Source organism: Paenibacillus turicensis, from assembly GCF_050461185.1.
Lineage (GTDB): Bacteria > Bacillota > Bacilli > Paenibacillales > Paenibacillaceae > Fontibacillus > Fontibacillus turicensis_A.
Window position 1 is genome coordinate 74898 of record NZ_JBCMOR010000020.1, and the last position, 14127, is coordinate 89024.

The window sequence follows — 14127 nt, forward strand, 5'->3', positions numbered from 1 at the left end:
ATTACTTCCCTTTGGCTTCTACTTTTTTAATATGAGAAGTAAAATAAAGCTATTATTTGGAGGTTATGATGAGAAGAAAATGGGTTGGTAAGACGTTATTGATTTTGTTATGTGGTGTTTTGTTTGGAGGTTGCTCTAGTGCACCAGCCAAGGAAAAAGAGCAGCACTCTAGTCTTAAAATCATGTATATGGATGCAGCGTATTTTGCTACTCAATATGGTGATGTTTTTTCGTCAAAATATCCTAATATTGATGTTGAAGTGATTCCGACAAATAGTATCTATCAGGGGGATACTCAGGATTTAAGCAAAGCGCTAGCAGATCTTATGGAGAAGGAACAGCCAGATGTCGTTGCGCTGAGCATGGATGAGTATGAAAAATTTGCTGCGGAAGGTAAATTAATGGAGCTTAATACCCTGATCGAACGTGATAAGTATGATATTGGAAGCATCTACCCAGCATTGATCGAGATCCTTAAGGACAAAGGGGAGGGTAAACTATTCGGATTAGCTCCCTCATTTTATGGAAACGCTCTTTTTTATAATGTAGATTTATTCACTAAACATGGGGTTGATGTACCACATGATAGTATGACATGGAAGGAAATCCTTGATTTAGCCCGCCGCTTTCCCACTGATGGTGATGAGAAAACCCGTATTTATGGATTTGGCAATGATTATGGGATGACAATTGATAGCTTAGCTTTGAAAATCGCATCTACCCAAGGCTTAAAATATATAAACACAGACACGATGAAAATTACATTAAATACGGATTCATGGAAACAGACCTACCAGCTTGCTAAAGAGGCAATAGATGCGGGTGTAATTTACAATCCTAAGGACGGTACGTTCCAAGGGGGGACCCTAGAGGATTTTTATCAAAGTCAGTTGTTTGTTATGGGGCGTTCAGCAATGACTACTGGCAATGCTTATTCATTAAGTGTTATGAAAAATGCTAAGGAATCGATGAAGGATTATAAACCTTTTCAAGTTGGTATCGTTGCGGGACCTGTTGATCCGGCGGAGCCAGACAAATCTCGAAATATTAAGTTTAATGAAGTGTTTGCAATAAGAGCCAACTCACCAAATGCTGATGCGGCTTGGGAATTTATGAAATACGTGAACGGCGATGATTTTGCTAAGGTTAAATCGAAATCATTAAATAACGGGCTTATGTCCCGAATGGGTTATTCAAAGGAATTTGAAGGCGTTAGCCTAGATGTGTTCTACAAATTACAACCGAAGTTGGAAGGCGCAGTTTCAATAGACATGAACAAAATTCCACAAAGCTTTTATCCTCAGTATCAGCCGATTGTTGATCGTGAGCTGAAATTAGTTCAGGATAACAAAAAATCGATGGACGAAGCACTTCAGACAATAGAGCAAGAAGGACAAGTCATATTAGATAAGGCAATAAAAGATGAGGCGTCTAAGGATAGTAGTAAATAAGGTTTAAACAATTGGATTCTGTCTTTATATTTTTTGTATCTAAGAGTATGTCTCCATAATTGTGTGAGATATACTCTTTTTTTGTTCAATTTACAGCAATTTATACCTATTTTTGTAGTTTGTGTTGATGATAGTATAATTATGGAATATAATGAGTCTTAATACCTAATAAATAGGTAAAATTAACTATAAAAGGAGAATGTATTTTGAATACTACAGAACTTTCTCTTGCTCGGCAAATTGATCTTGTCTTTAAGGAATTAGAAGTAGAGCTAAAAGCGATGTCGTCTGGAACCGTATTTATACAGATTCGTAACAATGTGATCGGCAAGTTTGGAATTAAGCATAATCCAATTGCGGGACGTGGTGGAATGTTAGCTCAAGAGGAAATGGGTCTGAATGGAGAGCAATTTAAAACATTTCGTGAGATGGCGATTGATGCCTTGAAATTTAAGCACTATTGGACTCATGGAGAAATTAGTTATGAGTTTGCGTTACGTCAAGGAAAAATTATCGTAGATGCTATTATTGAATCCAATTATAATATGGCAAGTTTGATGGTTCAAAGATACCAAGGACGTAAACATACATATAACAATGACATGACTTCTTGAAAAGAAATCATAAAAGAAACCATGCAATAATTATGTACTAAGAGAAGTAGGGAATAGTAATATGTATTGAAAAACAGGCGCCTGTTATGCACAGTACGCCTGTTTCTCATATGTTGATATGGAGTAATGACAATTACAGGTTAGAACGACCTGACAATTGTTGCTCCGCAATTTGTACTAGACGTTTAGTGATGTAACCTCCGAGAGATCCAGTCTCACGAGAAGTGTAGTTCCCGTAATAACCGTCAGCCGGAATTGTAACGCCTAACTCTTGAGCAGCTTCATATTTCAATTGTTGAAGAGCAGCGTTTGCTTGAGGAACAACAAGGTTGTTAGTACGGCTACCGCCTTGATTGTTATTTGCCATGTGTGTCACCTCCTTTGCTGTTGTGATGTTAGTATGGTTTTTAGGAGAGAAAATATACAGCAGATACAAAGTAAATATATTGGTAAATATTACACGGAAGGTTAGGTGAACAACGAGAAGCATGGATATAGCTAAAGGGATTAGATTACAAAAAGAAGAGTGAGTAAAGGATCTGGATTCCTTAACTCACTCTTCTTGAATTATTGTAATGCGGATAGGATCTCGAGCTGTGTTGAAACTGAGATTGTTTGTTGTGGTTGAAGATCAATTAAACCACTGATTTGTGGTGAGACATAAAGATTAGGAGCATTAGGTAACCAAGTATAGGGCTCAATACAGAAAAACTGATCAATCTCCCCTTTTGTAAATAGCACCCAATGCTTAAAGGCTTCATCGGCTGCATATTTAATTCCATAACCATCCTCGCGTAAAAGCAGTGCTTCTGCAGGATGGTTGCCGATATGAAAAAGGGTATCAAAATTTTGATTAGCTAAGTTCAAGCCTTCTTTTAAAAGTGATAGATCCCCTAATGGTTCGATGTTGCCTGTAGGAATTTGTTCCTCATTAAGCTCGTAAATGCCTTCGCAAGGTAATTTAATTTGCCATCGCTCTGGTTCACCATCGAGAAGAAACCAAGTGTGAAGCCCAAGACCGATAGGAACGGCTTTATCGCCTAAATGTGTAATTTTAAATGACTGCGTAAGAACAGAACCCTGAAGACGTAACGTCATTTCTAATTTAAGATGAACTGGAAATTGCCTCATCCAATTTTCATCATTTTGTGTATCAAATTCGGTGATAACGGCGCAGCTATCTTCCTCTTCTTCAATATCGCTGACACACCAGCTTTGAATACGATGTAAACCATGAATATGGTTGTCATTTGCAGTATTACGATCAAATGCATAATGTTGACCCTCATACTGAAATTGCCCTTTGTTGATCCGACCAGGTGGAAATAATAACGGTATGCCGAAATGATACGGCTTTTGTAAATAAAACTCCAGCTCATTTTCATCTGGGTGGCGAAGCACATCGCGCTGATGTTTACAATCCCACAAGCGAATAATATTATTGCCTAAACGGGGTAGCAGCGTGACTTCAAGTTCAGGGCTATGTAAGATGTAAGTATCATAACCATTCCATTGCCCTTTGGTCACTTTGTTCATATCGATGCTCCTTTTCCCACATAATCTTTAAACTTATGCTTTATCATAACACTTTTTTAGTGTCACGAAAAATCAGATTTGACATCTTTGACAAACTACGATTATGATTGCATTAAGAAAGTAGCAGATAGTAACATAAATTGGAAAACGTTGATCGAGATAAGTAAGCTTAGGATGTGCTTTGTCAGAAAGCCGATGGCTGATGAGAATCGGTAAGTAGCCTAATGCTGAATGGACTCGGGAGTTCTGAGCACAACTGCTTGAATACTTTTATTTTAGCATAGTATGCCAGACGGCTTGTTCGTCGTTATTTGAACATTTGAGGTCAAATGGCACATGTTCATTTCTATCACTGGGAATGATTCCATTTGACGAATAAGGGTGGCACCACGGTCTCACGTCCCTTTGGGGGATGATGGGATTTTTTTGCGTTCAGTTTTTTTGAAAGTTAAATGTTAAAGGAGGATATTCTAATGAAAAAGAAAGTATTATCAGGTGCGCAGCCTAGCGGTAATATTACAATTGGAAATTACATTGGTGCTATAAAAAACTATGTTGCCTTGCAGGATGATTATGACTGTAATTATATGGTGGTGGACCTTCATGCGATTACTGTACCTCAAGATCCCGCAGATTTAAGAGAGCGCTCTGAATCGGTAGCAGCCCTGTATATCGCTGCCGGTGTTGATCCAACCAAATCTAAAATATATATGCAATCACATGTGCCGGAGCATGCTGAGCTAGGATGGATTATGACTACGCTGGCATCTATGGGAGAACTTGAGCGCATGACTCAATTTAAAGACAAATCTTCAGGGAAGGAAACGATTGGGGCAGGGCTATTTGTATATCCTGCATTAATGGCAGCAGATATCTTATTGTATAATGCTGATTTAGTCCCAGTTGGAGATGATCAGAAGCAACATTTAGAGCTGACTCGTGATTTGGCTACCCGTTTTAATTCTCGTTACGGCGAATACTTCACTCTTCCAGAGCCATTTATTCCAAAGGTGGGTGCTCGTGTTATGGCACTAGATGATCCTACGGTTAAAATGAGTAAAAGTAGTCCTAACGCAGGAAGTTATATTACGTTGCTAGATGATCCAAAGGTAATCCGCAAAAAAATTAGCCGTGCAACCACAGACTCAGGTGGTGCAGTAACTTTTGATCCTGCTGAGAAGCCAGGAATTAGTAACCTGATGGCGATTTATAGTCAGTTTTCGGGTTTAACGCTAGCTGAGATTGAAAAGAAGTATGAGGGAGAAATGTACGGTACGTTTAAGAAGGAATTAGCTGAGGTTGTGGTGAGTTTTATTGAACCCCTTCAGCAACGCTATCACGACATCCGTCAATCTGGCGAGCTAACTAGCATTTTAGCACAGGGGGCTGAGCGTGCAAGAGAGGAAGCTTCAAGAACAATCAAGGAAGTACGCCATCTAATGGGCTTCCTGCCAAGATAATGAGGTGAATAGTTATGGAGTTTAGAATTGAAAAGGATACATTTGGCGAGCTAGAGGTTCCAAATGATAAATATTGGGGCGCACAAACGCAGCGTAGCTTGCAAAATTTTAAAATTGGCGACGAAAAGATTCCGCTTACTGTTATATATGGTCTAGCGCAAATTAAAAAACATTCGGCATTAGCAAATCAGGCTTTAGGTTCATTAAGCGCTGAAAAAGCTCAGGCCATTGCTGATGCTGCTGATGAAATTATAACAGGCAAACTAGATGCCCATTTTCCCCTTATTGTCTGGCAGACAGGGAGTGGCACGCAAAGCAATATGAATGTGAATGAAGTTATTGCAAGGCGTAGTAATGAATTGCTTACGCTCCAGAACAGTCAGGAGCAGGTTCATCCAAATGATGATGTAAATAAAAGCCAAAGCTCTAACGATACTTTTCCTGCGGCCATGCATATTGCAGCATACTTAGCTATACATGAGCAGGTATTGCCAGCACTACGTCAACTTAAACAAACTTTAGCACATAAAGCAAAAGCATTTGAGGATGTCATTAAAATTGGACGTACCCATTTGCAAGATGCAACACCACTAACTTTAGGCCAAGAGATTAGTGCATGGCATGAAATGCTGGACAAATGTGAAGCATTTATACAACATAGTTCTCAATCGCTATTGGAGTTAGCTATTGGCGGGACTGCAGTAGGCACGGGTCTAAATGCGCATCCTGACTTTGGGCGATTAGTGGCAGAAGGCATTGGTAAGGAGTTATCTATCCCGTTTACTTCTGCAGCCAATAAATTTCATGCGTTAACAAGCCATGACCAGCTTGTCCATGTGCATGGTGCGCTCAAAGCGTTAAGTGCTGATCTGATGAAGATCGCAAACGATGTGCGCTTTTTAGCAAGTGGACCTCGTAGTGGACTTGGAGAGCTGATTATTCCCGAAAATGAACCAGGTAGCTCAATTATGCCTGGGAAGGTAAATCCGACCCAAAGCGAAGCGATGACAATGGTCGTATGCCAAGTGTTAGGTAATGATACCAGTATTGGTTTTGCTGCAAGCCAAGGAAACTTTCAATTAAATGTGTTTAAGCCAGTGATCATCTATAACTTTTTACAATCATGCCGTCTATTAGCAGATGTAATGATTTCATTTGATGAGCATTGTGCGAAGGGGATACAACCTAATCTCCCAGTCATTGATCAGCATCTTCAGCATTCTTTAATGCTTGTAACAGCGCTTAATCCTTATATCGGTTATGAAAAGGCTGCGCAAATTGCCAAGCTTGCTCATAAAAAGAACTTAACCTTAAAGGAAGCAGCAATTCAATTAAACATTCTAACTGAAGAACAATTTGATCAAATGGTGAAGCCTGAAAAAATGATTTAAATCATTTAAGGCTCTATATAGAAATTAGTACTTGACTACGATAGGAGTCTGGTAGCTACGATCCAGAGCGTTCTTGCGATTGTGTTAAAATCAAATTCCTTTTTATTAAAGTCTATTGATGGATGGAATTAGATTTTAAAAGACAATCTTCAGAATCGCTCTGTCTCTTCGCTAATTTGGGTTAGCGGTCAAGAACTAATTTCAAGATTGAGCCTCATTCAAACCTATGATTTTTGAAATTTATTTAACGAAAGCTCTAATCTCAATGTTGCATTGAGGTTAGAGTTTTTTTGTTCACTGAATAGACACATATATCGTATTTTCTCAAAGTATTGGTAAACAAATTTGGCTTATGATGTGATAAAGTTTATAGCAAGAGAATAAAAACAACAAAAAATTACTACTAAATAGATATGGATTTTTTATTCATTTGGAGGGATGTTTACGTATGGCGAAAAATGCTAATTATCATTCTGGTGGAGATTCAGCCACAATGTCATTAACATCAACGTCACAAGGCTCTTCCGCTACGTGGCGGGATTTTGTTGCACTTGCAAAGCCAGGAATTTTACGTTCCAATGGGATTGCTGTTTTTGCAGGCTTCTGGTTAGCTTCACACTGGAGCATCAACTATAGTACTTTAATATGGACATTACTGGGTTCATTGCTTGTGATGGCATCTTCTTGTGTGTTTAACAACTATTTGGATCGTGAAATGGACACAAAAATGGAGCGCACTAAGCAAAGAGCGTTGCCTACAGGTAAAATATCACCAACGACGGTTCTCGCTTATGGAATTATCCTTGGTATTGTTGGTTTAACAACACTATTTATATTTTCTGGTTGGTTAGCAGGTGTATGTGGGATCGTGGGTATGGTCGTTTATGTGCTCGTATACACAATGTGGCTAAAACGTACATCAACATGGAGTACCTCTGTAGGGGCAATCTCGGGAGCGATGCCACCAGTGATCGGATACGTTGCCGTTTCAGGAAAAATTGACTTGGGTGCAATCTTGTTATTTGCAATGTTGTTTTTGTGGCAACCCCCTCACTTTTGGGCGCTTGGAATTCGTCGTGTAGAGGAATATCGCGCAGCGGGTTTCCCATTGCTTCCTGTTGTGAAGGGAATACCAAGAACAAAGCTACAAATGCTTCCCTATATTGCACTGTTAATTCCGATTCCAATCTTGATGTATGTATACAACTACACAGGCATTTGGTTTTTAATTGTCGGTGAGATTTTATCGGTTTTATGGTTGTTTATGGCGGTTAAAGGCTTTAACTCACAAGACAATGATAAATGGGCTAAAAAAGTGTTTTTATTCTCCATTAACTATTTAACGATTATGTTACTTGTCATTGTATTGGATACAACTTGGTTATAAATTTAATAGGTCGGGCGGAGGGTAGTTGATCCATTCCTCTAGTCCGGCCTTTTCTAGTTGTTGAATTAAATATTCATTAGGTGTACCTTCCACACCTGCATAACCTCGCCTTGTATAAATATGTTCAGCATCTGGAAAAGCATCCCTGAGCACACCTCGAATTTTTTTTCCTGCCGCATCATTATCCATAAACAAATAAACTTCATGATTGCCAATCTTTTTGCGTAACGTTTCTAATTTTTGACTATTCAGTGTCCCGAATGTGCACAAAATTTGAACCTCGTCGCTCAGTAATCGCTTTAGCCTGCTTCGATCATTTTTACCTTCTACAATGATTGTGATGTCCAAGTTAGTTCACCTCTGCTTTAAAGCATACATATGAAGTCATGTAACTATATTTTATAGTTTACACTTAATGAAATTAAAATACGACTAACCAGAGTGGTTAGCCGTACAAGGGGTTTTTAGGTCTCTTTTATGCAAAAGGTGCACGCAAAATGATGACAAGCAAGATGTACAATACAAGAATTGTTCCTGTTGTTGTCCAGAAGCCATAAACTGGTGCAGGAGCACCACATGCTGGAGCACATGGATCGATATAGCTCATGTTTTCCCCTCCTCATAAACGTATGTTCAATGTTACAAGGTATTTTATGTAGGTGATCTCCTAAACTCTTGTGTGAGAGCCTACGGTCGTTAAATTATTTGCGGGATAGATGGTAATGAGACAAATCATTAGAATAAAAAATGAAACAAAATAAGGGGAGGAGCTTCCATGAATGACACCAGCTAAGATCGGTCCAATAAATGCTCCAATGGACATCGCAATCGATTGATATGAAAATACGGTCCCTAGTCGTTTTCCACCACTAAGCTCTATGAATAAAGAAGCCATTGCAGGGAACACAATTCCTTTTGCCATACCTAACATAAATAAAGTGACTAACATAGGGATTTCCGGTACTGCGGCTAAGGCAAAAAAAGCTAAGGCAATGCCCAGGATTCCAAATTGTACTCTGTAAAAGGGAGAAAAATGATTCAAAAATAACAAGGATAATGTCAATAAGGAACCAAGGCTAATAATTGAAAAATAAATACCTGTATGCATAATATGAGCGGTGCCACCTGCTTGTAAAGGGAGTTCAAAAAATAAAATCCCTTGGGCACACGACACGGCTAACGGTAATACATAATAGCGAAAAGGAATAATTTTAAATTGAAGTGGGACTGACTTTTTTTGATTTGTCGTAGGCTGAAGTAGCGTGCGATTTTCTTTAATTGTAAATATGGCGATGATTCCTGTTGCAATAAGTAACCAGCCTAAAAATTGGAATGTAAAGGTGAAGCCCATTTTAGCTGCTAAAAGTGCACCTGCCGCGGGAGATAGAACCGACGCCAATGTATGCACGACGCCATGACCTGCTAATAGCTTCCCTTGCTGTGCGGCATTGCTTGAAAGGGAAGTAAGCATCGCTAAGCAAGCGGGAGATAAAAAAGCTAAGACAAAGCCGCTAATCGAGCGCAAAACAAGGAGCTCCCAAGGTGCTGTAACAGCGGATTGCAATAATAGGATAATTCCTGCTGTTATTAAGCTAAAAACCATATATCCTTTGCTCCCATGACGGTCAACACCTTGTCCGGCAATCAGGTTGCCAGGTAAATGAGTAAGGGCATAGATGCCCATCATCCAGCCAATAAAGGCAGGGGCGGCGCCAAGCGATAAGGCATACGGTGTTAAAATGGGATAAGCGGCATGTAAATCAAAAAAGGCTAGAAACATAAAAAAATAAAGCCAAAATGCCATCTTCATAACCTGACCTCCTATTTAAGTCTTCTAATAAACTAGTACGCTCTGCTGGACAAACTTAGACCTGAGAAAATGACTTCATACATAACCATCATGTATAATAAGCGTATTGCGATGATGTGATGAAAATATGGATAAATTGATAAGGGGGCTTATAGTAAAGATGAATGCAGACGTATGGATTACGTTTTTAAAAGAAAATTGGCTTGTGATTGTGGTTGCACTTGTTGTCTTATTAATGGTTATTAATTTTGTGAAGACTGTAATTAAGTGGGTTTTGGTTTTGATCATTGCTGCCTTTATAATTATTTACAGTGGAATTTCACTCAAGGACATTAGCGGTGCATTAACTTCCGTGACGGATCAAGCAGTAAACTTAAGTAAAGATCAAGTGCTGAATATGCTTAAAAATGAAGCGAAGGAAGCAAAATGGACTCAAAATAGCGATGGAACGTACACCATTACAACGAAAAACCTTGAAGTCGTTGGTAAACCAGGGAATGATAAGGTGAGAATCTCATCACATGGTGTATCTTTAGGTGAATGGTCTGTAAATGACACGATTACTGCCTTTATTCAAGAGGCGAAGAGAAATAATAAGAAGTAAATAAGAAGGAGGCACACATGCTAACAGATTGGGTACAGAGTCTACAGGAGCGTAATTTTATAACGATCATTATTATATTTATCTTGTTAGGATCTGTTCTGCAAGGGATGTTGCGTGGAGCTTCTAGGTCTGCAAATCAATTACTCTCGTTAGTAGGTGGTGGGGTGCTTTCAGTGGTTGGGATTGCATTATCACTGCCACTTACGATGTGGATGGCACCTGTGGTTCAGAACTGGTTAGTTAAGCATGTTGTCATTCCAACAAGAGATTTATCACTATGGGAGAAAACATGGTATACGTTTGTGACTGCGATTCGAGATTTCCCGCTCATGCGGTTTGCAATTGTTTTCCTTGCTGTATATTGGCTCATACGCGTTGTATTAGCGCTTATTCAACGTTATGTATTTAGTGGGGGCACGCATCTTTTTAATAGTTCATCTTCTTTAACTAGCTTTGGTCGTGTATTTGGGGGAATTATTGGCTTGGTCATCGGAGTAGCACGCTCCTTAGTCATTATTGTTATTTTGTTTATCGTAGTCACACTAATGCCAGAAACTAAATTTAGCCATTATGTACAGGCTTCTCCTCCATATCAAGAGGTTGCTAATCGTGTTATTAAGCCGTTGGCAGGCAATCTTATTGAGGAGAAACTACCAGTATTTACACGTACGGTGGGTCAAGAGCTAAACGGAATGTGGCAACGTAAGTATGAGGTCATTGATGCTAATATTTCAACATCAATTGAGGAGACAGCGATTAAGGTGACTTCTGGTGCAAGAAATGATGAAGAAAAGGCTCGTAAGTTATATGATTGGGTTGGCAAGCAAATTGTTTATGACAACAATAAAGTGAAGGATTATGAAGAAAAAGGAATATGGCATGAGCAAACGCCACAGATGACGTATGATACGAAGCGTGGTGTCTGCATTGACTATTCTCGACTATACGCAGTGATGGCAAGATCCCAAGGCTTGCAGGTGAAAGTAGTGACAGGACTCGGTTACGATGGTAAGGGTGGTTATGGACCCCATGCTTGGAATGAAGTATATCTTTCGGAATCCAACCGTTGGATCCCTTTAGATAGCACTTGGGCAAGTAGTGGAGACTGGTTTAACCCACCTAAATTTGCTGAAACCCATGTTGCGGATAAGCTCGTTTCAGGTATCTAATTATTTTAGGGGCAATAATTTTTTTCAAAATTGTAATAACTGTAACTTCACAGTTCCCTTTCCCGTTATGTTAATATAGAAAAGTAAAAAAAGGTTTTAGTTTAATGAAGGTGGGACATGAAAATCATGAAGCGTGCTTATTCTGAGGATCAACGCGAACAAGAAGATCAAATGCAACGTCATTTTAATATAAGACTTAACATTTTTTTCTTTAGTGCTTTTGCTATTTTTACCGTTATTATCGTACGACTTGCTATCCTACAATTTGTAGAAGGGCCATCTTTATCAAAACAAGAAGCGAGTATGCGTGTGAAGGAAGTCCCTTTATCTCCAATTCGTGGCTCCATTTTAGCGGATGGTGGGGAGAAATTAGCATATTCTATTCCAGTTCAGTCACTTTATTTGACCTTACAAAAAAATTCATATAATCAAGCATCCGAAGCAGGTAAAAAAAATTATGAGGAAGCTGTTGCGTTAGCTAAAAAGCTAAAAGATGTTTTTGACAAATATGGTTCTAAACAAGAAAAACCACTTACCGAAGAAGATATTATTAAGTCGATGGACTTAAATTATGCGATGAATGGTGGGTTTATCCCTCGTCGCATTAAAATGGATTTGAATAAAGCCGAGGTAGCTTACTTTTTAGAGCGGAAAAATGAGTTTCCTGGAATTGATATCGTGGAAGAAGGTATACGAAAATATGATCCAGATACCGTTGCGGTTCAAGCGGTGGGTTATATAAGAAAATATGCAAATGCCTCAACAAACTTAAAATATTATAAAGATATTAAAGCAAGTAAAAATGATGATCCTGCCGTCCAATATAAAGAAACTGAAGATGTTGGCTATGATGGGCTAGAGCTACAATATCAGGAATATCTTCGTGGCAAAAATGGTTATAAAAGTGTACCTATTGATCCACGTAATATGGCTTTAGGGGTTTCAAATATAACCCCACCTGAAAAAGGCTACGATGTGCATACTACATTAAATAAAAAGGTGCAAATGACTGCGGAGCAAGCGATTATGGATCAAATTAAGTGGGTACGTAGCCATGCCGTATCGGGCTCTACCCAACCTAATGCGAAAACAGGATATGCGGTAGCAATGGAAGTGGATACAGGTAACATTGTTGCAATGGCAAGTATGCCAGACTATGATACTAACGTATGGAGTAGTGGTAGTATCTCACCAGAGAACTGGGCAAAAATTTCTGGTAATTATCAAAATGGAACAGTTACACCAATGAGTTCAGGAAAATCAGGTCATAATTTTGATTCTACCGTCTTGCTTGGTTCTACAATTAAACCGTTGACGGTCTTAATTGGTTTAAATGAAGGATTTTATACGCCAAGTACTTATTACAACGATAGTGGTGTTGCCTACTTTGGTAAAAATAATTCGGCTCGTGTGCGTAACTCTGGTTCCCATGCTTATGGATCATTACGCCCTGCGGATGCAATCAGAAAATCCTCAAATACCTTTATGGTTAAAATGGTTGGGGAAAAATTGTATCAAAAATATGGAGCTAAAGGAATTGGTATATGGCATGATTACATGAAGGAATTTGGATTGGGTGTTAGTACAGAAGTTGACTTACCTAAAGAATTTTTAGGCGTTTTAGAATATAACAACCCCACAGAAACAGCGCTAGCTAGATTGGCCTATGCTTCCTTTGGACAGCAAGGAAGATATACAGCCCTACAATTAGCTCAGTTTACTGTGACGTTGGCTAACCATGGTAAACGAATGCAACCCCATTTGATGAAAAAAATTACGGATGCAGAAGGAAATGTTATCGAAGAATTTAAACCCAAAGTATTAAATGAAGTGAAATTTAATGAGTCCTATTGGAAAACTGTTATCGGTGGGATGGAAACGAATGTAAGTCAAGCATTTGCTGGTTTCCCATACTCCTTCGCGAGAAAAACAGGTACATCTGAACAACGTGCAAACGGAAAAATGCGCGATAATGGGGTGTTTATCGCCTTTGCTCCACGCGAAAATCCAAAACTAGCGGTAGCTGTAGTTATTCCTGAGGGTGGTTTTGGAGCCACTAGTGCTGCTCCTGTCGCTCGTAAAATTTTTGACGCTTATGATCAAGAATATGGACTTGACGGTGTCCCTAAGAAGGGGTTAAAGCAAGAGAAGGATAAGCGAAATTGATAATCCATTAAGAATAAAAAAGATGCCTGTTCATTTTTACGAACAGGTATCTTTTTTAGGTAATTTATGTCTTAGTAGGTTACTGTATATGTTCCGGATACTCCAGTATCACCTTCTACTACTATATAATGATACTTGTGTAAATTATAAGTTACAGATCCCTTGCCAGCGAAAAATCCTGATTCTACAGAGACAGGACCTGCACCAACTTGATATACCCCGATATGAATCCCCTGGCTTCCTCCTTTTGCATTATAAGAAATAGTAACTTTACCACTAAAATAAATATGAGTAGATGTCTCTCCAATTTTATAGGTTAATGAATCTAACGGAGTTATTAGGCCAGATCTTTCATTGATATCATTTAGATTAATTTGATCTTGTTCATTGATGTTAGAGGCATTTACAGAAGAAAGTGGTGCTACAAGCAAACAAAGCATAAGACTTGAGAGTGCAAATTGTTTAATACTTCTTCTTTTAATAAAATTAAAATTCATTACTACACCTCCTAATATTTGTAATAAACTCTATCATATATA

General features: G+C 38.7%; 14 protein-coding genes and 1 other annotated feature. Of the genes, 8 read left to right on the plus strand and 6 right to left on the minus strand.

Features of this window, described 5'->3' with window-relative positions; translation table 11 throughout:
- Positions 1-68: 68 nt before the first annotated feature.
- Positions 69-1451 (plus strand): ABC transporter substrate-binding protein, encoded by a 1383-nt coding sequence (locus ABE099_RS20275; RefSeq protein WP_430033384.1) that lies wholly within the window; start codon positions 69-71, stop codon positions 1449-1451.
- A 203-nt stretch (positions 1452-1654) separates the two neighbouring features.
- Entirely contained in the window at positions 1655-2065 is a 411-nt protein-coding gene (locus ABE099_RS20280; RefSeq protein WP_430033497.1) for an O-methyltransferase, read from the plus strand.
- Positions 2066-2198: 133 nt separating this feature from the next.
- Here ABE099_RS20280 and ABE099_RS20285 read toward each other — a convergent pair whose 3' ends face one another.
- Complete coding sequence (locus ABE099_RS20285) at positions 2199-2432, minus strand: alpha/beta-type small acid-soluble spore protein (RefSeq protein WP_210089212.1); 234 nt, start codon at positions 2430-2432, stop codon at positions 2199-2201.
- Between the two features lie 200 nt (positions 2433-2632).
- Positions 2633-3601 carry an aldose 1-epimerase gene (locus tag ABE099_RS20290; RefSeq protein ID WP_430033388.1) on the minus strand — a complete coding sequence of 323 codons (969 nt, stop codon included), beginning with the start codon at positions 3599-3601 and terminating at the stop codon, positions 2633-2635.
- 141 nt (positions 3602-3742) lie between these two features.
- Positions 3743-4009: a binding site (T-box leader), on the plus strand.
- Between the two features lie 65 nt (positions 4010-4074).
- On the opposite strand from ABE099_RS20290, the gene trpS reads away from it, so the two are divergent.
- The 3 genes from trpS (at position 4075) to cyoE (ending at position 7839) form a co-directional block, all read left to right on the plus strand.
- Positions 4075-5061 (plus strand): tryptophan--tRNA ligase, encoded by a 987-nt coding sequence (trpS, locus tag ABE099_RS20295; RefSeq protein WP_430033391.1) that lies wholly within the window; start codon positions 4075-4077, stop codon positions 5059-5061.
- Between the two features lie 14 nt (positions 5062-5075).
- A complete protein-coding gene (gene fumC / locus ABE099_RS20300) occupies positions 5076-6452 on the plus strand; it encodes a class II fumarate hydratase (RefSeq protein ID WP_430033394.1) in 1377 nt (458 codons plus the stop codon).
- 448 nt (positions 6453-6900) lie between these two features.
- Positions 6901-7839 (plus strand): heme o synthase, encoded by a 939-nt coding sequence (gene cyoE, locus ABE099_RS20305; protein ID WP_430033397.1) that lies wholly within the window; start codon positions 6901-6903, stop codon positions 7837-7839.
- Here cyoE and ABE099_RS20310 read toward each other — a convergent pair.
- The 3 genes from ABE099_RS20310 to ABE099_RS20320 form a co-directional block, all read right to left on the minus strand.
- Positions 7834-8187, minus strand: a complete 354-nt coding sequence (locus ABE099_RS20310; RefSeq protein ID WP_430033400.1) for a toprim domain-containing protein — start codon at positions 8185-8187, stop codon at positions 7834-7836. The two genes, cyoE and ABE099_RS20310, sit on opposite strands and share 6 nt — an antisense overlap.
- Positions 8188-8314: 127 nt before the next feature.
- Entirely contained in the window at positions 8315-8446 is a 132-nt protein-coding gene (locus ABE099_RS20315) for a hypothetical protein (RefSeq protein ID WP_280921127.1), read from the minus strand.
- 60 nt (positions 8447-8506) lie between these two features.
- On the minus strand, positions 8507-9649 hold the full coding sequence (locus ABE099_RS20320; protein WP_430033404.1) for an MFS transporter: 1143 nt from the start codon (positions 9647-9649) through the stop codon (positions 8507-8509).
- Positions 9650-9809: 160 nt separating this feature from the next.
- Between ABE099_RS20320 and ABE099_RS20325 the strand changes: the two genes are divergently transcribed.
- From ABE099_RS20325 to ABE099_RS20335, 3 genes are all read left to right on the plus strand, one after another.
- The gene (locus ABE099_RS20325) at positions 9810-10253 is read left to right on the plus strand and encodes a hypothetical protein (protein WP_430033407.1); all 444 of its coding nucleotides are present in this window, start codon (positions 9810-9812) and stop codon (positions 10251-10253) included.
- A gap of 17 nt (positions 10254-10270) precedes the next feature.
- Positions 10271-11422: a CvpA family protein gene (locus ABE099_RS20330; RefSeq protein ID WP_430033411.1), complete on the plus strand. Its 1152-nt coding sequence runs from the start codon at positions 10271-10273 to the stop codon at positions 11420-11422.
- Positions 11423-11548: 126 nt separating this feature from the next.
- Positions 11549-13588, plus strand: coding sequence for a peptidoglycan D,D-transpeptidase FtsI family protein (locus tag ABE099_RS20335; protein ID WP_430033413.1), 2040 nt, complete (start codon positions 11549-11551; stop codon positions 13586-13588).
- 71 nt (positions 13589-13659) lie between these two features.
- On the opposite strand, the gene ABE099_RS20340 is transcribed toward ABE099_RS20335, so the two are convergent.
- Complete coding sequence (locus tag ABE099_RS20340; protein WP_430033416.1) at positions 13660-14085, minus strand: hypothetical protein; 426 nt, start codon at positions 14083-14085, stop codon at positions 13660-13662.
- Positions 14086-14127: the final 42 nt, after the last annotated feature.